The following is a 22,693-nucleotide window of genomic DNA, read 5'->3' as shown; positions in this document are numbered from 1 at the left end:
GCGGGCTAGCTCCAGTCCTCGAAGAAGCTGCTGCCGGCTCTAGCGCGCACGTCCTGGCCGGCGCGGGTGCCGAGCGCCGCAGCATCACGGCGGTGGCCGTCGATGGTGATCGCGTGCTGGTGGCGGCCGTCTGGAGTGAGGATGAGGCCTGAGAAGCGGATCTGATCGCCTTCGCAGACCGCGTAGCCGCCAATCGGTGTACGACAGGAGCCGTCGAGGGCGGCAAGGAAGGCGCGCTCACAGGAGACCGTGTCGAAGGTCGGCGCATCGTTGATCGGTGCTAGCAGATCGTCGATCCTCGTGTCGCCGATGCGGCTTTCGATGCAGATCGCGCCCTGGGCGGGCGCCGGCGGGAAGCTGTCCGGGTCGAGAATATCTGTAATAACATCGACCTTGCCGAGCCGCTTGAGGCCGGCGAGCGCCAGAAGCGTCGCATCGACCTGGCCTTCCTGTAGCTTGCGCAGGCGCGTGTCCACAAGGCCCCGGAAGGTGATGACATTGATATCCGGCCGCATGCGGCGGATGAGCGCCTGACGGCGAAGCGAGGAGGAGCCAACGGTCGCGCCGTGCGGCAGGTCGATCAGCTTCGGCGCGGTGCGTCCGATAACCGCATCGCGAATATCCTCGCGCGGCAGATAGGCGGAGAGATGGAGACCTTCCGGCAGAGCTGTCGGCATGTCCTTGCTCGAATGCACAGCGAGATCGAGCTCGCCGGCGACGAGCTGCTGCTCCAGCTCTTCCGTGAAAAGTCCCTTGCCCCCGATCTGGGCTAGCGAACGATCGGTGATGCGATCACCCTTGGTCGTCAGCACGACGATTTCGAACATCTCCTCCGACAAATTATGGGCTGCCATCAGCCGGGCGCGGGCTTCGTGCGCCTGTGCGAGCGCCAGCGGGCTGCCGCGCGTGCCGATCCGGAAAGGTTTTGTTTGCATCCGCTTTGATCCGTTGTTACCGGAGGTCTCGTAAACGGGTTTAACCCCTATCGCAATCAACGAACAGGTTTCATGGCTTCCTTTCTGCGCATCCTCGGCATCGAGACAAGCTGCGACGAAACCGCGGCGGCAGTTGTCGAGCGCGATGCGGAAGGTCGCTCCAATATACTATCGGACGTCGTTCTTTCCCAGCTGGATGAGCACAGCGCCTATGGTGGCGTGGTGCCGGAGATCGCCGCCCGTGCCCATGTCGAGGCGCTCGATGAGCTGATTGACGAGGCCCTGAAGCGCGCCAATGTGTCGCTCTCCGACGTCGATGCGATTGCTGCGACGTCAGGCCCCGGTTTGATCGGTGGCTTGCTGGTGGGGCTTATGACTGGCAAGGCGATCGCCAAGGCCGCCGGCAAGCCGCTTTACGCCGTGAACCATCTCGAAGGCCACGCGCTGACGGCGCGGCTGACGGACGGGCTTTCCTTTCCCTATCTGATGCTGCTCGTTTCCGGCGGTCATACGCAGCTCATCCTCGTGCGCGGTATCGGCGAATATGAGCGCTGGGGCACGACGATCGACGATGCGCTGGGCGAGGCTTTCGACAAGACGGCAAAATTGCTCGGCCTTCCTTATCCCGGCGGGCCGGCGGTGGAGCGGATGGCGAAGGGGGGCAATGCCGATCGCTTCAATTTCCCGCGGCCGCTGGTCGGCGAGGCGCGGCTCGATTTTTCCTTCTCCGGCCTGAAGACGGCCGTACGACAGGCGGCGACCGAGATCGCGCCGCTGACGGATCAGGATATCGCCGATATCTGCGCCTCTTTCCAGAAGGCCGTTTCCCGTACGATGAAAGATCGCATTGGCCGCGGTCTGCAGCGGTTCAAGGCGGAATTCACGAATCTTCCGGAAAAACCGGCTCTGGTAGTAGCCGGAGGCGTCGCCGCCAACCTGGAAATCCGCGGCACATTGCAGGCGCTTTGCGACAAAAACGGGTTCCGCTTCATCGCGCCACCGCTGAGGCTCTGCACCGACAACGCGGTGATGATCGCTTGGGCCGGACTGGAGCGCATGGCAAAGGGCGTTGCGCCCGATGACCTTGATGTTCAGCCGCGTTCACGCTGGCCGCTCGATTCCAGTGCAGCGACCGTGCTCGGATCAGGAAAGCGGGGAGCCAAGGCATGAGCGAGCGCATTGCCGTCGTCGGATCGGGAGCTTTCGGCACGGCGCTTGCCGCCGTCATTGCCCTGACGGGGCGCAATTCCGCTATTCTCGTCGGCCGCGATCCGGCGCTGATCGAAGACCTCAAGGCGGAGCGATTGCACGATGCGGTTCTGCCCGGCATTCCGCTGCCGGAAACGCTGGAATTTTCTGCCGAAGCAGACGCGATCAGCAGCGCCGACATCGTGCTCTTCGCCATGCCCTCACAGGCGCAGACTGATGCCGCGAGGCACTATGGCCCTTATCTGGCCAGAGACGCCATCGTCGTCACCTGTGCGAAAGGCATCGAGCGGACAACCGGCATGCTTCTGACCGACATGCTGGAGCGGGAATTGCCCAATCATCCGATAGCCGTGCTCTCCGGTCCGGGCTTTGCCGCCGATATCGCCAAGGGATTGCCGACAGCCATGGCAATTGCGGCTGCCGATATGAAGGTTGCCGAACGGCTGGCGCAGGCGATCTCGGGCCGGACGTTCCGGCTTTATGCGTCGGCAGATCGGATCGGCGTGCAGCTCGGGGGCGCCTTGAAGAATGTGCTGGCGATTGCCTGCGGCATCGTCGAAGGCGGCGGTATCGGCGATTCGGCGCGTGCGGCGCTGATTGCCCGCGGACTTGCCGAGATGTCGCGCTTAATCGTTGCCAAGGGTGGCAATGCCGACACGGCGCGGGGGCTTTCCGGCCTCGGCGATCTGGTGCTGACGGCAACCAGCCATCAGTCACGTAACCTGCGTTTTGGTATTGCGCTCGGGCGCGGGGAAAAGGTTGATCCATCCCGTGGCGAGCTTGTGGAAGGTGCTTTTGCCGCCGCAGTGGCTTCGCGGCTTGCCGAAGAGCTTGGCGTCGAGATGCCGATCACCGATGCGGTCTCAGCAATCATCGAAGGCAAACTCGGTATAGCCGAAGCTATCGAACAATTGATGACACGTCCAATTACGACCGAATAGGAGACAGACATGCTTTTCGCCCTTCTCTGCAAGGACAAGCCCGGCCATTTCAGCGTGCGCATGGAAACGCGTCCGACCCATCTCGATTATCTCAACAAGCTGAATGCCGAAGGTAAGCTTGCTATGGCCGGCCCGTTTCTCGACGCCGAGGGTAATGCGAATGGCAGCCTCGTGATCGTCCATGCTGAAACCGCGGAAGAAGCCAAGGCGCTCGGTGCTGCCGACCCTTACGCACTGGCTGGTCTTTTTGAGAGTGTCGAAGCGAAGCCCTTCAACTGGGTCTTCAACAAGCCGGAGGCTTAAGCGGCATGGCGCACTGGCTTTATAAATCCGAGCCTGCGGCCTGGTCCTGGGAACAGCAGAAGGCGGCCGGCGAGAAGGGCACCGAATGGACCGGCGTGCGCAACTATCTGGCGCGCAACAACATGCGGGCCATGCAGATCGGCGACAAAGGCTTCTTCTACCATTCCAACGATGGATTGGAGATCGTCGGTATCGTCGAGGTCTGCGCGCTTTCTCATCCGGATTCCACCTCCAAGGACGACGATCGGTGGGATTGCGTCGATATCCGCGCCGTCATGGATGTGCCGAAGCCGGTAACGCTGAAGGATATCAAGGCAAACGAAAAACTATCCAAGATGTCGCTCGTCACCTCGATGCGGCTTTCCGTGCAACCGGTGACGGACGATGAATGGGCTGAAGTCTGCCGCATGGGCGGTTTCGATAATCCGCCACGCTGAGCAACCTTGAAGACCGATCCGGAAACCTTCATCCGCGCCAATACGAGCCTGCTTGCGCCGCCGCATGTGCCGGAGATCCGGCTCTATCTGGCGAGCGAAGTGCATGAGCTCTGGCTGAAGACGGAAGAGGAGCTGGAAGCAATTGGCTTGCCGCCGCCCTTCTGGGCATTCGCCTGGGCAGGCGGCCAAGGGCTGGCCCGCTATGTTCTCGATCACCCCGAAACGGTCCGCGGCAAACGCGTTCTCGATTTTGCGAGCGGTTCCGGACTGGTCGGAATTGCCGCAAGCAAGGCTGGAGCCGCCGAGGTTCTTGCTGCCGATATCGATCCGTGGTCGCAGACGGCAGTGCGGCTGAACGCGGCCGCCAATGCCGTCTCGCTCGCGTTCGACGGCGCCGATCTCATCGGGCGCGACGTCGGCGTGGATGTCGTGCTCGCGGGCGACGTCTTCTACGACAAGGCTTTTGCCGCAGCGCTGATACCGTGGTTCGAGGCGCTTGCGGCCGCCGGCAAGGACGTTCTGGTCGGTGATCCAGGGCGGGCCTATCTGCCGAAAGAGAGGCTGGAATTCTGCGCCGTCTATGAGGTGCCGGTTACCCGGGCGCTCGAAGACAGCGAGGTTAAAAGGACGACTGTCTGGCGCTTCAAACCCTAAGGCCTGATGACGCAGACATTGGCCTCATAGGAGCAGGGATCATCGGCAATGCCGATATCGATGACCTTGGCTTTTGGCGCGAGCTCGCGCGCAGGTTCAGCCACCCGATAATATCCGTCGCCGCCGACATAGGTGCCTCCATCAGTCTGGTAGGCATAGGATGACCCGGAATAGAGGCCGTTGCTCCCGTAGGGCGGATCATAGGTCTGGGGTTGCGAGGCAATGACGACGATATTGTTGCGGCCGTATCGATTTGCCGAAGGGTAATCAAAGCGTTTCAGCAAATGGCTGCGAGGGCGATAGCCGATGACGTTGCCGCGGGTGAAGTGCAGGCCGCTATCCCAGTGCGTACGTCTGCCGAGGAATAGGCCGTCGTTAAAGCCCTGGTGGCGCGAAAAACGATGGTCAAAATGGCGTTCTGCGGCCGTGGCAGGAAGCGTCACAAGCATAGTGAAAAGAGCCAGAGTGGCCTTGGACAGACTGGGAAACATGGACCAAACTCCGAAGCACTAACAAATCGTTAACGCCAGATTGCGCCAAAAGGCTGATCTTGTCCACGCAGGCGTTTGGTCAGCTTAAAAAATGAGCTAAAGATCTGAGTTTCGCGGCCATGAAAACTTCGCGGCAACGTGAATCGATTAAATTAAATGCAGGCAGCGATTATGCTTGTCGTCAGGGATTTCGGTGATTAAACGTCGGTTGATGCAACGCACACAGAATTTTGTCATTCGTGTGGTTGACTGAGAAAAGCCCCTGACATCAAGGGCAAAGAGAAGACGCCGCGAGGTTCTGATGGCGAATGTGACAAACCGGCCCCTGTCGCCGCATCTGCAAATTTATAAGCCAATCCCCACCATGGTCATGTCGATCGTTCACCGTATTACCGGTGGCGCACTTTATCTCGGCACGCTGCTGGTTGCGTGGTGGCTGATCGCCGCCGCTTCCGGCCAGGCCTATTACGACTGGGCCAACTGGGTGCTTGGCAGCATCATCGGCAAGCTCGTCCTGCTCGGTTATACCTGGGCCCTGCTCCATCACATGCTCGGCGGCTTTCGCCACCTGATGTGGGATCTTGGACACGGTTTCGAGAAGGAATTCTCCACCAAGCTCGCCATTGCCAATGTTATCGGATCGCTCTGCCTGACCGTCCTGGTCTGGGTGCTCGGCTTCATCATTCGCTTCTAAAGGTCGCACTCATGGATATGCGCACTCCTCTGGGCAAGGTTCGCGGCCTCGGCTCCGCCAAGGAAGGCACCGATCATTTCTGGCGCCAGCGCCTGACGGCTGTCTCCAACATCCCGCTCATCATTTTCTTCGTCATCTTTATGATCGTCTATGCCGGCGCGCCTTATGCCGATGTGGTTCGTGCTCTCTCGAACCCATTTGTCGCCGTCGTCATGGGTCTGATGGTCATCTCTGGCACTATTCACATGAAGCTCGGCATGCAGGTCATCATCGAAGACTACGTTCACGGCGAGATCGGCAAACTGCTGCTTCTGATGCTGAATACGTTCTTCGCGGTTCTGATCGCCGGCCTCTGTCTCTTCGCCATTCTGAAAATTGCATTCGTAGGATAACCGCATCATGGCAACGTCTTCACCCGCTCAGAATGGGAAGGCCTACAACTATGTCGACCATTCCTATGACGTGATCGTCGTCGGCGCCGGCGGCGCCGGCCTGCGTGCCACGCTCGGCATGGCCGAACAGGGCTTCCGCACCGCCTGTATCACCAAGGTATTCCCGACTCGCTCGCACACCGTTGCCGCCCAGGGCGGCATCGCCGCCTCGCTGCAGAACATGACGCCCGACAGCTGGCAGTGGCACCTGTACGACACCGTCAAGGGTTCCGACTGGCTCGGCGATGTGGACGCCATGCAGTACATGGTGATGGAAGCGCCGAAGGCCGTCTACGAACTTGAACATTATGGTGTGCCCTTCTCGCGCAACGAGGAAGGCAAGATCTACCAGCGCCCGTTCGGCGGCCACATGCAGAACTTCGGCGAAGGCCCGCCGGTGCAGCGCACCTGCGCTGTCGCCGACCGTACCGGCCACGCCATCCTGCACACGCTCTATGGCCAGTCGCTGCGCAACAACGCCGAATTCTTCGTTGAATATTTCGCGCTCGATCTCATCATGTCCGATGACGGCCGTTGCACCGGCGTCGTCGCCTGGTGCCTGGATGACGGCTCGATCCATCGCTTTGCCGCCAAAATGGTGGTGCTGGCGACCGGCGGTTACGGCCGCGCCTATTTCTCGGCGACCTCGGCTCACACCTGCACCGGCGACGGCGGTGGCATGGTGGCCCGTGCTGGCCTACCGCTGCAGGATATGGAATTCGTGCAGTTCCATCCGACCGGCATCTACGGCTCCGGCTGTCTGATCACCGAAGGCGCGCGCGGCGAAGGCGGTTATCTCGTCAATGCCGAAGGCGAGCGTTTCATGGAGCGCTATGCGCCATCGGCCAAGGACCTGGCCTCACGCGACGTCGTTTCGCGCTGCATGACGCTGGAAATTCGTGAAGGCCGTGGCGTCGGCAGGAACAAGGATCATATCTTCCTGCATCTCGATCATCTCGATCCGGCCGTTCTGCACGAGCGCCTCCCGGGTATTTCCGAGAGTGCCAAGATCTTTGCCGGCGTTGACGTGACCCGCGAACCAATCCCGGTTCTGCCGACCGTGCATTACAACATGGGCGGCATCCCGACGAACTTCTGGGGCGAAGTGTTGAATGCCGATAGTTCCAATCCAGGACGGGTTGCGCCTGGCCTGATGGCTGTCGGTGAAGCAGGCTGTGCGTCGGTTCACGGCGCCAACCGCCTGGGTTCCAATTCGCTGATCGACCTCGTGGTGTTCGGGCGTGCCGCTGCAATCCGAGCAGGTGAGGTTATCGACCGTAACGAACCAGTGCCGGCGCTCAACACGGCTGCATGTGACAAGATCATGGATCGTTTCGACGGTCTGCGTCACGCCAATGGCGGCACGCCGACCGCGGTGCTGCGCGAGAAGATGCAGCGCGCCATGCAGGAAGACGCAGCGGTGTTCCGTACGCAGGAATCGCTGGAATCAGGTTGCCGTCGTCTCTCGGAAATCTGGGGCGAGCTCAAGGACATCAAGGTCACCGACCGCTCGATGATCTGGAACTCCGATCTCGTCGAGACGCTGGAACTGCAGAACCTGATGGCCAACGCCATCACGACGATCTACGGCGCCGAAGCCCGTAAGGAAAGCCGCGGCTCGCATGCCCGTGAAGATTATACGTCAGGCCCCTTCGCAGGCCGCGACGACGCCAACTGGCGCAAGCACACGCTGGCCTGGGTGAACGAGGCGGGCGACGTGAAGCTCGATTACCGGCCTGTCCACACCGACCTCATCGCAGACGGCATCGATCCTCACAAGATCGAGCCGAAGGCCCGCGTATACTGATCAGAGGAACCTGACATGGTTGAACTCGCTCTTCCCAAGAATTCCCAGATGCGCGAAGGCAAGGTGTGGCCGAAGCCGGCGGGTGCCAAGAACACCCGTGAATTCCGCGTCTATCGCTGGAGCCCGGATGATGGCCAGAACCCGTCGATCGACACGTTCTACGTCGATGTCGACGATTGCGGCCCGATGGTTCTCGATGCGCTTCTCTATATCAAGAACAAGATCGATCCGACGCTGACGCTGCGCCGTTCCTGTCGTGAAGGCATCTGCGGTTCCTGTGCGATGAATATCGACGGCACGAATACCCTTGCCTGCACCAAGGGCATGGACGACATCAAGGGAACGGTGAAGATCTATCCGCTGCCGCATATGCCTGTGGTCAAGGACCTGGTTCCGGATCTCAGCAACTTTTATGCCCAGCATCGCTCTATCGAGCCCTGGCTGAAGACGGTTTCGCCGACGCCTGCCAAGGAATGGAAGCAGAGCCATGAGGATCGTCAGAAGCTCGACGGCCTCTATGAGTGCATCCTCTGCGCCTGCTGCTCGACCTCCTGTCCGAGCTATTGGTGGAATGGCGACCGTTACCTCGGTCCGGCCGTCCTGCTGCAGGCCTATCGCTGGCTGATCGATTCCAGAGACGAGGCGACCGGCGAACGCCTCGACAATCTCGAAGATCCGTTCCGCCTCTATCGTTGCCACACGATCATGAACTGCGCGCAGACCTGCCCAAAGGGCCTGAACCCGGCCAAGGCAATCGCTGAAATCAAGAAGATGATGGTCGAGCGTCGCGTATAACGAAATACAGGGCCGCCTCGAGCGGCCCGTTTTCTTTCACGGATCCTTGATTTACTGTCGATTGTGCCAATTTTGTCCCGCCGTTAGGGTTGGTTCCCGCCATGGCACAAATTCTCCGTGCGCCGGCTTGATTCAATACAGCCTTTCACGATAATTCCGCCGTGATTGCGCGCAAGCCTTAGGGCAAGAGTCGAAGATCAGGAGTGTGATGATGCAGTTGCGATATGTGGTGACGGGTTTGACGGCCGCTTTGGCCTTGGCAGGATGCCAACGCACCTCATATGATTACAGCAGTAATAGTGCGCCTCCGCCGCTGACCGCGCAGCCGGTTCCCTCCGTACAGGGCGGCCAACTACCTCCGCCGACCGGGCAGTTTCCTGCCGCACCAGCCTCGACGGCGCCGATGGGCGGTGTCCAGCAGGGTGGTGCCGCGCCGACTGCTGCCATGGACGTCACCAAGGAATCGATGGTCGGCAGCTGGCGTGTCAACGGCACCTGCGACATGTTCCTGACGCTTACCAATCTCGGCAGCGGCTCGCGTGGCGGTACGCGTGGTTGTGTGGGCGAGCTGACGGCCATGGGCTCTTGGGAAGTGTCCGGCAAGCAGGTTCTGCTCAAAGATCGCAGCGGCAACCAGATCGGTTCGGTCTACAAGGTTGCCGACAACAGCTTCAACGGTCAGACTTCGACCGGACAGCCGATCAACCTCAGCCGGTAAGACAATCCGGTGGGAGTCCGCCGGTTACGTATAGGCGGACGAGCCCTGATGCAGCCAATACCAGACTATTCGCACAGCGTTATCGAGCAGCTCAAATCGCTGGCCGCTTCGGGGACGCTACAGGCTGATTCTGCCCAGATGGATGTAGCCAAGTGCCTTGACCGGGTGCTTACTTCCCTTAAGCAGAAGCAGCCGGCGGCCAAGAGCAGTGCGCTCGGCTGGCTGTTTGCCTCCAAGAAGAAGGCCGAGCCCGGCATCAGGGGTCTCTATATCCATGGCAGCGTCGGGCGCGGCAAGACGATGCTCATGGACATGTTCTTTGCGATGGCGCCCTGCCGGAAGAAGCGGCGCGCGCATTTCCACGAATTCATGGCCGATGTTCACAATCGCATCGCCGCCCACCGGCAGAAGCTGAAGAATGGTGAGACAAAGCAGGCCGATCCGGTACCGCCGGTTGCCGCGGCCCTTTTCGAGGAGGCGGAGCTTCTGTGCTTCGACGAGTTCACGGTCACCGACATTGCCGATGCGATGATCCTGTCGCGGCTGTTTTCCGAGCTTTTCGAACGCGGTTGCGTGCTGGTGGCGACTTCGAATGTCGAGCCCGACAATCTCTACAAGGACGGCCTCAATCGTGGGCTTTTCCTGCCCTTCGTCGGCCTTCTCAAGAAGCATGTCGAAATCGTCACCCTCGATTCCGCGACCGACTACCGGATGGAAAAACTGAATAGCCAGCCGATCTATCTCGTTCCGATCGACGAGCGCACCGACATGGCGATGGACGCCTTGTGGACACAGGCACTGCATGGCCGCAAGGCGCAGTCGGTGGAAATCCCCATGAAGGGCCGGGCCATCCATGTACCACTTGCTGCAGACCGGATGGCGCGTTTCTCCTTCGCCGATCTCTGCGATAAGCCGCTAGGTGCAGCCGATTTTCTGGCCATCTCCGAACGCTTCGATACGATCTTTCTCGAGCACGTTCCCTTGCTTGGCCCGGAAAAGCGAAACCAGATCAAACGCTTTATCATTCTGATCGATACGCTCTACGATCACGGCATCCGTCTTTACGTTTCAGCCGCCGCCATGCCGGAGGATCTTCTCGTCGAAAGACAGGGGACCGAGGGCTTCGAATTCGACCGTACGGCATCGCGTCTCTTCGAAATGAGAAGTGCGGAGTATCTTGCTGCGCACCGTGAGCGGCGGGCTGCCGAATAACACTTTTCTGACAATTTATCTTACGTTTACGTAAGAATTTTAATATCTAAACGATTGAAATTCCTACATCAAAAATAATCGATTGCCATTTTTGGGCTTTAGGTCTATGCGATTGCGGCATTGGGCGATGCCCGCGCGTCGCCCGACGGATTTTGATCGCAAAGGAAAAGCGAAATGGCGCGTAACAAGATCGCACTCATCGGTTCTGGCATGATTGGTGGCACGCTGGCGCATCTCGCCGGCCTGAAGGAGCTGGGCGACATCGTCCTCTTCGACATTGCTGACGGCATTCCCCAGGGCAAGAGTCTCGACATCGCACAGTCCTCCCCGGTCGAGGGCTTCGACGCGAACCTGACTGGCGCCAGCGACTATTCCGCGATCGAAGGCGCCGATGTCTGCATCGTCACCGCCGGTGTTCCGCGCAAGCCGGGCATGAGTCGCGACGATCTTCTCGGCATCAATCTCAAGGTCATGGAGCAGGTCGGTGCCGGCATCAAGAAGTATGCCCCGAACGCTTTCGTCATCTGCATTACCAATCCGCTCGATGCCATGGTCTGGGCGCTGCAGAAGTTCTCAGGCCTTCCGGCCAACAAGGTCGTCGGCATGGCCGGCGTTCTCGACTCCTCGCGCTTCCGTCTTTTCCTTGCCAAGGAATTCAACGTTTCCGTTCAGGACGTCACGGCTTTCGTCCTCGGTGGTCACGGCGACACGATGGTGCCGCTCGCCCGTTACTCGACGGTTGCCGGCATTCCGCTGACCGACCTCGTCACCATGGGTTGGGTCACCAAGGAACGTCTCGAAGAAATCATCCAGCGCACCCGTGACGGCGGCGCCGAAATCGTCGGCCTGCTCAAGACCGGTTCCGCCTACTACGCTCCGGCCGCTTCGGCGATCGAAATGGCTGAATCCTACCTCAAGGACAAGAAGCGCGTTCTGCCCTGCGCGGCACACCTCTCCGGCCAGTACGGCGTCAAGGACATGTATGTCGGCGTGCCCACGGTCATCGGTGCCGGCGGTGTCGAGCGCATTATCGAGATCGACCTCAACAAGACCGAGAAGGAAGCCTTCGACAAGTCCGTCGGCGCCGTTGCCGGTCTCTGCGAGGCCTGCATCAACATCGCACCTGCCCTGAAGTAATCGGTGCGCTGACCCAATCGAAACAGGGATAAACCCATGAACATTCATGAATATCAGGCCAAGGCTCTGCTGAAGAGCTACGGCGCGCCGGTTGCGGAAGGCGTGGCTATCCTCAAGGCTGACGAAGCCGAGGCTGCCGCCAAGTCGCTTCCCGGCCCGCTTTACGTAGTCAAGAGCCAGATCCATGCCGGCGGCCGTGGCAAGGGTAAGTTCAAGGAACTTTCGCCTGAAGCCAAGGGCGGCGTGCGTCTCGCTCGCTCGATCGAAGACGTCGTTGCCAATGCCAAGGAAATGCTCGGCAACACGCTGGTAACCGCCCAGACCGGCCCGGCCGGCAAACAGGTCAATCGTCTCTACATCGAAGACGGCGCCGATATCTCTCGCGAGCTCTATTGCTCGCTGCTGGTCGATCGTTCGGTCGGCAAGGTTGCCTTCGTCGTTTCGACCGAAGGCGGCATGGACATCGAGGCTGTCGCCCATGACACACCTGAGAAGATCCACACGATTGCTATCGATCCGGCTGCAGGTGTCACCGCTGCCGACGTCGAGAAGATCTGCAAGGCGCTGGCTCTCGACGGCGCTGCCGCCGAAGATGCCAAGTCGCTCTTCCCGATCCTCTACAAGGCCTTCGACGAGAAGGACATGTCGCTTCTCGAAATCAACCCGCTGATCGTCATGACCAACGGCCACCTGCGCGTTCTCGACGCCAAGGTTTCCTTCGACGGCAACGCGCTCTTCCGCCATGACGACGTCAAGGCGCTGCGCGACGAGACCGAAGAAGACACCAAGGAAATCGAGGCCTCCAAGTGGGATCTCGCCTACGTGGCGCTCGACGGCAACATCGGCTGCATGGTCAACGGCGCAGGCCTTGCGATGGCGACGATGGATATCATCAAGCTCTACGGCAAGGAGCCGGCAAACTTCTGCGACGTCGGTGGTGGCGCCGGCAAGGAAAAGGTTGCTGCAGCCTTCAAGATCATTACGGCCGACCCGAAGGTCGAAGGCATTCTCGTCAATATCTTCGGCGGCATCATGAAGTGCGACGTCATTGCTGAGGGCGTTATTGCCGCTGTCAAGGAAGTCGGTCTCAAGGTTCCGCTCGTCGTTCGCCTCGAAGGCACCAATGTCGAGCTCGGCAAGAAGATCCTGAACGAGTCGGGTCTGGCGATCACGGCTGCCGACGATCTGGATGACGCGGCCAAGAAGATCGTCGCTGCGATCAACGGTTGAGAACGATCATGGCCTTTCAGTCCACGCCGTCCGCTGCTCATCTCCGCCTCGACGCTTTTGCCGGCGTCTGGGAAGGGGAAGAGCATGTTGCGGCTTCGGCCTGGACGAAGGAAGGCAAGGCCAGCGCTTCGCTCTCCGGCGAGGCGCTGTTCGGCGGATTCTTCCTCCAACAGTGCTATCGCCAGATGCGTGACGGCGAAGTTTCCTTCGAAGCCCGCAATGTTTTCGGCTTCGATGGTTCGGATCAGACTTACAAGCTCTACCAGTTCGACAGCGTGGGTTTTGCCCCGCCCTCGCCGGCGTCCGGCGAGTGGAACGGCAATGAACTCGTGCTGATGAAAGTTTCGCCGCGCGGCAGACAGCGCACCATATTCACATTTGAAAATGAAGACTGCTACCGGATGGGCGTCAGCTTTTCGCCTGCAGGCAGCGATACTTGGCAGGAGGTCGTCAGCGGCATCTATCGCCGCGCGTCCCTCACGTCTTCCAACCTCTCCTAAACAAAGGCCTCGCATGTCCATTCTCGTCAATAAAGACACCAAGGTTCTGGTTCAGGGCCTAACCGGCAAGACCGGCACGTTCCACACCGAACAGGCGCTCGCTTACTACGGCACCCAGATGGTCGGCGGTATCCACCCGAAGAAGGGTGGCGAAACCTGGACCGGCTCGAAGGGCGAAAGCCTGCCGATCTTCGCGACCGTTGCCGAGGGCAAGGAAAAGACAGGCGCAGACGCGACCGTCATCTACGTACCGCCGGCAGGTGCTGCCGACGCGATCATCGAGGCGATCGATGCCGAAATCCCGTTCATCACTTGCATCACCGAAGGCATTCCGGTCATGGATATGGTTCGCGTCAAGGCTCGCCTCGACCGCTCCAAGTCGCGCCTGCTCGGGCCGAACTGCCCGGGCATTCTGACGCCGGAAGAATGCAAGATCGGCATCATGCCGGGCTCGATCTTCCGCAAGGGTTCGGTCGGGATCGTTTCCCGTTCCGGCACGCTGACCTACGAAGCCGTCTTCCAGACCTCCAATGAAGGTCTCGGCCAGACGACGGCTGTCGGCATCGGCGGCGATCCGGTCAAGGGCACCGAATTCATCGACGTGCTGGAAATGTTCCTGGCCGACGAAGCCACGACCTCGATCATCATGATCGGCGAAATCGGCGGTTCGGCTGAAGAAGATGCAGCCCAGTTCCTCAAGGACGAAGCCAAGAAGGGCCGCAAGAAACCGATGGCCGGCTTCATCGCGGGCCGTACGGCACCGAAGGGTCGCACCATGGGCCACGCCGGTGCTGTGGTTTCCGGCGGCAAGGGCGATGCGGAATCGAAGATCGCGGCAATGGAATCGGCAGGCATCAAGGTGTCTCCGTCTCCGGCTCGCCTCGGCAAGACGCTGGTTGAAGTCCTCAAGGGCTAAACCAACCTATATACCCCGGGCGGAGGAACGGCATCCCGGCCTCCGCCCGGCTCGCCATTTCAATGCGGATGCGCCGCGGACAGGCGGCAATCGGAATGCGGCAGCCGGCGACGAAGCCGGCAAATTCATCTAAGTCAGGAGGCGGGCGGAAGCGTCCGCGTAACACCATGGCACGGCAAGAAGCCAACGAGCAATTTCAGATCACCTCGTTTCTGGATGGCGCCAACGCTGCCTATATCGAGCAGCTCTACGCCCGTTATGAAGACGATCCCAACTCGGTCGACGATCAGTGGCGTTCCTTCTTCAAGGCGTTGGAAGACGATCCTGTTGATGTGAAGAAGGCGGCCAAGGGCGCTTCCTGGCGCAAGAAGAACTGGCCGCTGCAGGCAAGCGGCGATCTCGTCTCTGCGCTCGATGGCGACTGGGGCATTGTCGAAAAAGTCATCGAGACCAAGGTGAAGGCGAAGGCCGAAGCCGCTGGCCAGCCGGTAGCTGCTGCCGACGTTTTGCAGGCGACGCGCGATTCCGTCCGCGCCATCATGATGATCCGCGCCTATCGCATGCGCGGTCACCTGCACGCCAAGCTCGATCCGCTCGGTATTGCCGCTCCGGTCGAGGATTATCACGAGCTTTCACCTGAAAATTACGGTTTCACCGCTGCCGATTACGATCGCAAGATCTTCATCGATAACGTGCTCGGCCTCGAATACGCGACCATCCGCGAGATGATCGAGATCCTCGAGCGCACCTATTGCTCGACCCTCGGCGTCGAATTCATGCACATTTCCAATCCGGAAGAAAAGGCGTGGATCCAGGAACGCATCGAAGGTCCGGACAAGGGTGTTGCCTTCTCGGTCGAAGGCAAGAAGGCGATCCTCGCCAAGCTCGTTGAAGCCGAAGGTTACGAGCAGTTCCTTGACGTCAAATTCAAGGGTACCAAGCGCTTCGGTCTCGACGGTGGCGAATCTCTGATCCCGGCGCTCGAACAGATCCTCAAGCGCGGGGGCTCTCTCGGCCTCAAGGAAGCCGTGTTCGGTATGGCCCATCGTGGCCGCCTCAACGTGCTTTCACAGGTCATGGGCAAGCCACATCGCGCCATCTTCCATGAGTTCAAAGGCGGTTCCTACGCACCTGACGAAGTCGAAGGGTCCGGCGACGTGAAGTACCATCTGGGTGCTTCTTCCGACCGCGAATTCGACGGCAACAAGGTGCACGTCTCGCTGACGGCAAATCCTTCACACCTCGAAATCGTCGATCCTGTCGTCATGGGCAAGGCCCGTGCCAAGCAGGACATGAGCGCTACCGTCTGGGACGGTGACATCATTCCGCTGTCCGAACGTTCCAAAGTTCTGCCGCTTCTGATCCATGGCGACGCAGCTTTTGCCGGCCAGGGCGTCATTGCCGAAATCCTCGGCTTGTCTGGCCTGCGTGGCCATCGTGTCGCCGGCACGATGCACGTCATCATCAATAACCAGATCGGCTTTACGACGAACCCGGCCTTCTCACGCTCGTCGCCCTATCCGTCCGACGTTGCCAAGATGATCGAAGCCCCGATCCTGCACGTCAACGGCGACGATCCGGAAGCCGTCGTCTACGCCGCGAAGATTGCAACCGAATTCCGCATGAAGTTCCACAAGCCCGTTGTGGTCGACATGTTCTGCTATCGTCGCTACGGCCATAACGAAGGCGATGAGCCGTCCTTTACGCAGCCGAAGATGTATAAGGTCATTCGCGGCCACAAAACGGTCCTGCAACTCTATGCAGAGCGTCTCGTTCGCGAAGGCCTCGTCACCGACGGTGAAGTCGAAAAGATGAAGGCCGACTGGCGTGCCCATCTCGAGCAGGAGTTCGAGGCCGGCCAGCACTACAAGCCGAACAAGGCCGACTGGCTGGACGGCGAGTGGTCCGGCCTGCGCACGGCAGACAATGCCGACGAACAGCGCCGTGGCAAGACCGCCGTGCCGATGAAGACGCTCAAGGATATCGGCCGCAAGCTGTCGGAAATCCCTGAAGGCTTCAATGCGCATCGCACGATCCAGCGCTTTATGGAAAACCGCGCCAACATGATCCAGAGCGGCGAAGGGCTCGACTGGGCAATGGCGGAAGCACTTGCCTTCGGTTCGCTTGTCGTCGAAGGCCACAAGATCCGCCTGTCCGGTCAGGATTGCGAACGCGGCACCTTCTCGCAGCGCCATTCGGTTCTCTACGATCAGGAAACCGAAGAACGCTACATCCCGCTCGCAAACCTGTCGCCGACGCAGGCCCGTTACGAAGTCATCAACTCGATGCTTTCGGAAGAAGCCGTTCTCGGCTTCGAATACGGTTACTCGCTTGCCCGCCCGAATGCGCTGACGCTCTGGGAAGCCCAGTTCGGCGACTTCGCAAACGGCGCCCAGGTCGTCTTCGACCAGTTCATCTCGTCGGGCGAACGCAAGTGGCTGCGTATGTCGGGCCTCGTCTGTCTGCTGCCGCACGGTTATGAAGGTCAGGGTCCGGAACACTCGTCTGCCCGTCTGGAGCGTTATCTCCAGCTCTGCGCGGAAGACAACATGCAGGTCGCCAACGTCACGACGCCGGCGAACTACTTCCACATCCTGCGCCGCCAGCTGAAGCGTGACTTCCGCAAGCCGCTGATCCTGATGACGCCGAAGTCGCTGCTGCGCCACAAGCGCGCCGTCTCGACGCTTGCCGAAATGGCCGGTGAATCCTCCTTCCACCGTCTCCTGTGGGACGATGCCGAGGTCATCAAGGACGGCCCGATCAAGCTGCAGAAGGATGCCAAGATCCGTCGCGTCGTAATCTGCACCGGCAAGGTCTATTACGATCTTCTGGAAGAGCGTGAAAAGCGCGGCATCGACGATATCTACCTGCTGCGCATCGAACAGCTCTATCCGTTCCCGGCCAAGGCGCTCATCAACGAGCTGTCGCGCTTCCGGAACGCAGAGATGGTCTGGTGTCAGGAAGAGCCGAAGAACATGGGCGCATGGTCGTTCATCGACCCATATCTGGAATGGGTCCTTGCCCATATCGATGCGAAGTACCAGCGCGTTCGCTATACAGGTCGCCCGGCTGCCGCTTCGCCGGCAACGGGTCTGATGTCCAAGCATCTGTCGCAGCTCGCCGCGTTCCTCGAGGATGCGCTGGGCGGCTAATAAAAAAGGGGTGCGCGATGGCATATTTTTTCATGAGACTCGTGCCACCGCGCCCCACGTTCCCGCATGACGGAACCGGGGAGGAAATGGCGGCGATGAAACGCCATGCCGAATACTGGCACCAGAACGCTCTTGCAGGATCGGCGATTGCCGTCGGTCCCGTCTTCGAGGAGGAAGGGGCCTTCGGCATCGCGATCGTCGAGGTTGCGGACCAGGCGGCAGCGCGGGCGCTTGCCGATGCGGACCCGATCATCACATCCGGCTTCGGTTTCCGTTTCGATGTCTCGCCAATGCCCTCCATCATTCTCCGGCCACAGGCCGGGACCGCTATCTAACACGATAACAAGCACAATCAGGATTTGAACAATGGCCACAGAAATCCGCGTTCCAACACTCGGTGAATCCGTCAGCGAGGCAACCGTCGGCACCTGGTTCAAGAAGGTCGGCGACGCCGTGAAGGCTGACGAGCCCATTCTCGAGCTTGAAACCGACAAGGTGACCATCGAGGTTCCGGCCCCAGCTTCCGGCACGCTTTCGGAAATCGTCGCCCAGGCTGGGGAAACCGTTGGTCTTGGCGCGCTTCTTGGCCAGATCGCTGAAGGTGCGGCTGCCGCTGCTGCTCCTGCTGCCGCAGCTCCGGCAGCAGCACCCGCCGCTCCGGCTCCGACGCCTGCTGCTTCTGCCGCACCGGCTGCCGCCGCTGCAGCTCCGGCCGCTGCCGTATCCTCCATGCCGCCGGCTCCGGCTGCTGCTAAGATGCTCGCAGAAAACAATCTCTCGGCCGATCAGGTCGACGGCAGCGGCAAACGCGGTCAGGTCCTGAAGGGTGATGTCATTGCTGCCGTCGCCAAGGCTGCCGTCGCTCCGGCAGCGCCTGCCGCACCGCGTGGTCCGTCGACGGTAGAGGATGCCGCCCGCGAAGAGCGCGTGAAGATGACGCGCCTGCGCCAGACGATCGCCAAGCGTCTCAAGGATGCGCAGAACACGGCAGCCATGCTGACCACCTACAACGAGGTGGACATGAAGGCCGTCATGGACCTGCGCAACAAGTACAAGGACGTCTTCGAAAAGAAGCATGGCGTGAAGCTCGGCTTCATGGGCTTCTTCACCAAAGCTGTCACGCACGCCCTGAAGGAGCTGCCGGCCGTCAACGCCGAGATCGACGGCACCGACATCATCTACAAGAACTACTGCCACGTCGGCATGGCCGTCGGCACCGACAAGGGCCTCGTCGTTCCTGTCATCCGTGACGCCGACCAGATGTCGATCGCCGAAATCGAGAAGGAACTTGGTCGCCTCGCCAAGGCAGCCCGTGACGGTTCGCTGTCGATGGCCGAAATGCAGGGCGGCACCTTCACCATCACCAATGGCGGCGTCTACGGTTCGCTGATGTCCTCGCCGATCCTGAACGCACCGCAGTCGGGCATTCTCGGCATGCACAAGATCCAGGAGCGCCCGGTCGCCATTGGCGGTCAGGTCGTCATCCGTCCGATGATGTATCTGGCGCTATCCTACGATCACCGCATAGTCGACGGCAAGGAAGCCGTGACCTTCCTCGTGCGCGTCAAGGAAAGCCTGGAAGATCCGGAACGTCTGGTCCTGGACCTCTAAGCGGAGCGATCTGCCATGCGAGACCGGATCATGCGAGCGGCGGGCGCAGTATTCTGCGCCATGGTTGCCTTCATACCGGTCTCGGCGCTTGCCTTCGATGTGAACAAGGCGAGCAGCAATTTCGATCTTGTATCATTGAGCGATGCGGAGCTTTCCACACGCGCCATCAAGACCGTTGATATGGGCAATGTCGAGCTGACTTCGGGCCGTATCGTTGCTGCCGATCCGTTGGCGCAGCCGGATCGGCCGGCCTTGGCGAAAACGGTTCCCATCGGCGATTATCCAGTGCGCCTCTATGAGGCCTTTGGACGGGTTGCGGCTGCAAGCATGCGTTTTGCCGATGGCAAGCCCGATCATTGGGAGCTTGCGACACTTCCCGGTCAGGATGTCGCTGCGCTGAAGGATGACGAGATCTTCGGCTATCCCGTCGATGCCGGCCTCGGCAGTTATATGGATGCCGATACGCTTGTGCTGATCGGGCAGCGTGAGCAGCAGGTGCAGACCCAGAAGCCGGATTCCGATGTAAATTATTATGACGATGTGGTCGCTTCGGAGCTCGATGCCAACAAGGGCGTCTATGATCTCCATCGGCCAATCAAAGGCAAGAAGGGCAATATCGCAATCTTCTGGAGCGGTTGGGGCGATGGCTTCTATCCGGTTTTCTGGGGATTGGACAAGGACGGGCGTCCGCTGGTGCTGCTGACGGATTTCCAGGTCACTGAGAATGCTGACGGCCGCAGGGAGCCGAACCATCAATGAGCGGGGCGGGGCTATGCTGACCAAGCGGAAGGGCGCAGTCGCGATGATGATCGCCGCGCTTGCCTGCGCGCCGGCTTCGGTCATCGCTGCCGAGTGCAGGCAGGCCAACGCAATCTATGCCGATCGCGATGGTGCCTATGAGCTGCGCTTTTCGCCGATAACATCTGAAGCCGCAACTTCCAGCCACCGGTTCAAGCTCAGTGCACTCAAGACCCCTGTCGTGATGGATGGTTACGTGATGCCGTCGGATGATCCGGAGCGGACCATGGGCATGGTGCTGTTCAACTGCCCGGATGGCGACGTCACGGGTGCCGACCTCGATGCCTGTACAGTGTGGCAGGGCTTTGTCTATCGCGCAGGTGCCGATGGCAGGCTCGACAACCTGCAGTCCGGTAATAGTCCTGCCGCGGAAAAAATTGTCTTTCCCGGTCTCGGCCCGGCGATCCGCCAATCTTCCGTCTGGGGTGACGGCAAGGCAAAGGTGGCGCCCTGGGACGTCCTCGATTTCAAGGGATGCGCACAATGACCGACAGCCCCGTTTTACTCGTTACCGGTGGTAGCCGCGGCATCGGCGCTGCAGCCTGCCTGGTTGCTGCCCGTCACGGCTGGCGTGTCGCGGTGAACTATGCCTCCAATGAGGACGCTGCAAATTCCGTCGTTTCCGAGATCAAGAAGGCCGGCGGCGACGCGATCGCCGTCAAGGGCGACGTTGGAAATGCCGCCGATATCGTCGCGATGTTCGAGGCGGTCGACAGATATTTCGGGCGGCTGGACGGGCTGGTGAACAATGCCGGTGTCGTTGATTACATTGCAAGGGTCGACGAAATGTCGGCCGCGCGCCTTGAACGGATGATGCGGATCAATGTGACCGGTTCCATCCTTTGCGCCGGCGAGGCTGTACGACGCATGTCGGCTGCCCATGGCGGGCAGGGCGGTGCGATTGTCAACATCTCCTCGATGGCCGCGGTGATCGGCGGGCCTGCGCAATATGTCGACTATGCCGCCTCCAAGGCAGCCATCGATGCTTTCACGGTCGGGCTTTCCAAGGAAGTCGCAGCTGAAGGCATCAGGGTGAACGCCATCCGGCCCGGCATCATCGAAACCGATATTCATGCCTCGGGCGGACAGCCGGACAAGCCAAAAGAAATGGCTTCATCGATCCCGATGAAGCGAACCGGACAGGCGGAAGAGGTAGCCGACGCGATCGTCTATCTGCTCTCGCCTTCGGCATCCTACATAACAGGCGCGATCCTCAACGTGAGCGGCGGGCGCTAGTCAATAACGCAAAAGGAAAAAGCAATGTCTTATGATGTGATCGTTATCGGAACCGGCCCTGGCGGCTATGTCGCGGCAATCAAGGCTGCGCAGCTTGGCCTCAAGGTCGCGGTCGTCGAAAAGCGCGCCACCTATGGCGGCACCTGCCTGAATATCGGCTGCATTCCCTCCAAGGCGCTGCTGCATGCTTCCGAAATGTTCCATGCAACCCATCACATGGATGAACTCGGCATCGAGGTCGCTGCTCCCAAGCTCAACCTCGACAAGATGCTGGCGCACAAGGACGCGACGGTAAAGTCCAACGTCGATGGCGTTGCCTTCCTGTTCAAGAAGAACAAGATCGACGCCTTCCATGGCACAGGCAAGATTGTCTCCGCCGGCAAGGTATCGGTGACCGCCGAAGACGGCACGGTTCAGGAAATCGAAGGCAAGAACATCGTCATCGCCACGGGCTCCGACGTGGCGGGCATTCCGGGCGTGAAGGTTGGTATCGATGAGAAGATCATCGTCTCCTCGACCGGCGCGATCGCTCTCGAGAAAGTGCCGGAAACGATGATCGTTGTCGGCGGTGGCGTCATCGGTCTCGAGCTCGGCTCGGTCTGGTCGCGTCTCGGCGCAAAGGTTACCGTCGTCGAATTTCTCGACAAGATTCTCGGCACGATGGATGCGGATGTTTCCAAGCAGTTCCAGCGCATGCTCGGCAAGCAGAGTATCGACATCAAGCTGAGCTCCAAGGTAACCGGCGTCGAGAAGGGTGACAACGGCGCCAAGGTGACCTTCGAATCGGTCGCGGGCGGTGCTGCCCAGACGCTCGAAGCCGATGTCGTTCTCATTTCCACGGGCCGTATTCCGTACACGGCCGGCCTCGGTCTCGAAGAGGCAGGCGTCAAGCTTGACAATCGCGGCCGCGTCGAAATCGACGGCCACTTCAAGACCAATGTCGAAGGCATTTATGCGATCGGCGACGTCGTGAAGGGTCCGATGCTGGCGCATAAGGCTGAAGACGAAGGTGTGGCTCTCGCCGAAATCCTCGCCGGGCAGCACGGCCATGTGAACTACGACGTGATTCCGAGCGTCGTCTACACTCAGCCGGAAGTCGCTTCCGTCGGCAAGACTGAAGAAGAGCTGAAGGCTGGAGGCGTCGCCTACAAGGTCGGCAAGTTCCCGTTCTCGGCGAACGGCCGCGCCCGCGCCATGCTGGCGACGGACGGTTTCGTCAAGATCCTGTCCGACAAGGAAACCGACCGCGTGCTCGGCGGCCACATTGTCGGCTTCGGCGCCGGCGAGATGATTCACGAGATCGCCGTGCTGATGGAGTTCGGTGGTTCCGCTGAAGACCTCGGCCGCACCTGCCATGCGCATCCGACCATGTCGGAGGCCGTGAAGGAAGCAGCGCTCGCCGCATTCTTCAAGCCGATCCATATGTAAGATTAAATATCAGCAATCATTCATAATGCCGCTTGCCTTCAGACGAGCGGCATTTTTA

General features: G+C 60.2%; 24 protein-coding genes. 22 read left to right on the top strand and 2 right to left on the bottom strand.

Annotated features, from left to right (window positions below; translation table 11 throughout):
* Positions 1-5: 5 nt before the first annotated feature.
* Positions 6-935, bottom strand: coding sequence for a hydroxymethylbilane synthase (hemC, locus tag EV281_RS20605; RefSeq protein WP_132655730.1), 930 nt, complete (start codon positions 933-935; stop codon positions 6-8).
* 72 nt (positions 936-1,007) lie between these two features.
* Here hemC and tsaD point away from each other — a divergent pair, with 72 nt between their 5' ends.
* From tsaD to EV281_RS20580, 5 genes are read left to right on the top strand one after another with little or no spacing between them, the layout of a single operon-like run.
* The gene (gene tsaD / locus EV281_RS20600; protein ID WP_132655728.1) at positions 1,008-2,105 is read left to right on the top strand and encodes a tRNA (adenosine(37)-N6)-threonylcarbamoyltransferase complex transferase subunit TsaD; all 1,098 of its coding nucleotides are present in this window, start codon (positions 1,008-1,010) and stop codon (positions 2,103-2,105) included.
* A complete protein-coding gene (locus EV281_RS20595; RefSeq protein ID WP_132655727.1) occupies positions 2,102-3,085 on the top strand; it encodes an NAD(P)H-dependent glycerol-3-phosphate dehydrogenase in 984 nt (327 codons plus the stop codon). The genes tsaD and EV281_RS20595 overlap by 4 nt, the downstream gene beginning before the upstream one ends.
* A 9-nt stretch (positions 3,086-3,094) precedes the next feature.
* Positions 3,095-3,388 (top strand): YciI-like protein, encoded by a 294-nt coding sequence (locus EV281_RS20590; RefSeq protein WP_132655726.1) that lies wholly within the window; start codon positions 3,095-3,097, stop codon positions 3,386-3,388.
* 5 nt (positions 3,389-3,393) lie between these two features.
* Complete coding sequence (locus tag EV281_RS20585) at positions 3,394-3,825, top strand: EVE domain-containing protein (RefSeq protein ID WP_132655725.1); 432 nt, start codon at positions 3,394-3,396, stop codon at positions 3,823-3,825.
* A 6-nt stretch (positions 3,826-3,831) separates the two neighbouring features.
* On the top strand, positions 3,832-4,479 hold the full coding sequence (locus EV281_RS20580) for a methyltransferase (RefSeq protein WP_132655724.1): 648 nt from the start codon (positions 3,832-3,834) through the stop codon (positions 4,477-4,479).
* Here EV281_RS20580 and EV281_RS20575 read toward each other — a convergent pair.
* Complete coding sequence (locus EV281_RS20575) at positions 4,476-4,970, bottom strand: hypothetical protein (protein WP_132655722.1); 495 nt, start codon at positions 4,968-4,970, stop codon at positions 4,476-4,478. The genes EV281_RS20580 and EV281_RS20575 overlap by 4 nt on opposite strands.
* A gap of 301 nt (positions 4,971-5,271) precedes the next feature.
* Here EV281_RS20575 and sdhC point away from each other — a divergent pair, with 301 nt between their 5' ends.
* The 17 genes from sdhC to lpdA all read left to right on the top strand — a co-directional run bounded on the left by sdhC (position 5,272) and on the right by lpdA (position 22,635).
* The gene (gene sdhC / locus EV281_RS20570) at positions 5,272-5,664 is read left to right on the top strand and encodes a succinate dehydrogenase, cytochrome b556 subunit (protein WP_132655720.1); all 393 of its coding nucleotides are present in this window, start codon (positions 5,272-5,274) and stop codon (positions 5,662-5,664) included.
* A gap of 11 nt (positions 5,665-5,675) precedes the next feature.
* A complete protein-coding gene (gene sdhD / locus EV281_RS20565; protein ID WP_132655718.1) occupies positions 5,676-6,056 on the top strand; it encodes a succinate dehydrogenase, hydrophobic membrane anchor protein in 381 nt (126 codons plus the stop codon).
* 7 nt (positions 6,057-6,063) lie between these two features.
* Positions 6,064-7,902, top strand: coding sequence for a succinate dehydrogenase flavoprotein subunit (gene sdhA, locus EV281_RS20560; protein ID WP_165911937.1), 1,839 nt, complete (start codon positions 6,064-6,066; stop codon positions 7,900-7,902).
* 15 nt (positions 7,903-7,917) lie between these two features.
* Positions 7,918-8,697, top strand: a complete 780-nt coding sequence (locus tag EV281_RS20555) for a succinate dehydrogenase iron-sulfur subunit (RefSeq protein ID WP_007822372.1) — start codon at positions 7,918-7,920, stop codon at positions 8,695-8,697.
* A 211-nt stretch (positions 8,698-8,908) separates the two neighbouring features.
* Positions 8,909-9,415, top strand: a complete 507-nt coding sequence (locus EV281_RS20550) for a protease inhibitor Inh/omp19 family protein (RefSeq protein ID WP_132656291.1) — start codon at positions 8,909-8,911, stop codon at positions 9,413-9,415.
* Between the two features lie 48 nt (positions 9,416-9,463).
* Entirely contained in the window at positions 9,464-10,627 is a 1,164-nt protein-coding gene (gene zapE / locus EV281_RS20545) for a cell division protein ZapE (protein ID WP_132655714.1), read from the top strand.
* Between the two features lie 174 nt (positions 10,628-10,801).
* A complete protein-coding gene (mdh, locus tag EV281_RS20540) occupies positions 10,802-11,764 on the top strand; it encodes a malate dehydrogenase (protein ID WP_132655712.1) in 963 nt (320 codons plus the stop codon).
* A 36-nt stretch (positions 11,765-11,800) separates the two neighbouring features.
* Positions 11,801-12,994, top strand: coding sequence for an ADP-forming succinate--CoA ligase subunit beta (gene sucC / locus EV281_RS20535; RefSeq protein ID WP_132655710.1), 1,194 nt, complete (start codon positions 11,801-11,803; stop codon positions 12,992-12,994).
* Between the two features lie 8 nt (positions 12,995-13,002).
* Positions 13,003-13,494, top strand: coding sequence for a DUF1579 family protein (locus EV281_RS20530; protein ID WP_132655708.1), 492 nt, complete (start codon positions 13,003-13,005; stop codon positions 13,492-13,494).
* A gap of 13 nt (positions 13,495-13,507) precedes the next feature.
* A complete protein-coding gene (sucD, locus tag EV281_RS20525) occupies positions 13,508-14,410 on the top strand; it encodes a succinate--CoA ligase subunit alpha (protein ID WP_064707972.1) in 903 nt (300 codons plus the stop codon).
* A gap of 167 nt (positions 14,411-14,577) precedes the next feature.
* Positions 14,578-17,562 (top strand): 2-oxoglutarate dehydrogenase E1 component, encoded by a 2,985-nt coding sequence (locus EV281_RS20520; protein WP_132655706.1) that lies wholly within the window; start codon positions 14,578-14,580, stop codon positions 17,560-17,562.
* Positions 17,563-17,579: 17 nt separating this feature from the next.
* Entirely contained in the window at positions 17,580-17,897 is a 318-nt protein-coding gene (locus tag EV281_RS20515; protein ID WP_132655704.1) for a YciI family protein, read from the top strand.
* Between the two features lie 31 nt (positions 17,898-17,928).
* Entirely contained in the window at positions 17,929-19,173 is a 1,245-nt protein-coding gene (gene odhB / locus EV281_RS20510; RefSeq protein WP_132655702.1) for a 2-oxoglutarate dehydrogenase complex dihydrolipoyllysine-residue succinyltransferase, read from the top strand.
* 15 nt (positions 19,174-19,188) lie between these two features.
* Positions 19,189-19,932 (top strand): DUF4241 domain-containing protein, encoded by a 744-nt coding sequence (locus EV281_RS20505; protein ID WP_132655700.1) that lies wholly within the window; start codon positions 19,189-19,191, stop codon positions 19,930-19,932.
* 13 nt (positions 19,933-19,945) lie between these two features.
* Positions 19,946-20,458 (top strand): hypothetical protein, encoded by a 513-nt coding sequence (locus EV281_RS20500; protein WP_245508325.1) that lies wholly within the window; start codon positions 19,946-19,948, stop codon positions 20,456-20,458.
* On the top strand, positions 20,455-21,207 hold the full coding sequence (locus EV281_RS20495; protein WP_132655696.1) for an SDR family oxidoreductase: 753 nt from the start codon (positions 20,455-20,457) through the stop codon (positions 21,205-21,207). Before EV281_RS20500 ends, EV281_RS20495 begins: the two co-directional genes overlap by 4 nt.
* A gap of 24 nt (positions 21,208-21,231) precedes the next feature.
* The gene (lpdA, locus tag EV281_RS20490; protein ID WP_132655694.1) at positions 21,232-22,635 is read left to right on the top strand and encodes a dihydrolipoyl dehydrogenase; all 1,404 of its coding nucleotides are present in this window, start codon (positions 21,232-21,234) and stop codon (positions 22,633-22,635) included.
* The last annotated feature ends 58 nt before the right edge of the window (positions 22,636-22,693 follow it).

The organism is Rhizobium sp. BK418 (assembly GCF_004341105.1).
In the GTDB taxonomy this organism is placed as follows: domain Bacteria; phylum Pseudomonadota; class Alphaproteobacteria; order Rhizobiales; family Rhizobiaceae; genus Rhizobium.
The sequence above is the reverse complement of the archived record's forward strand: the minus strand, read 5'-3'. Positions and strand labels throughout refer to the sequence as shown.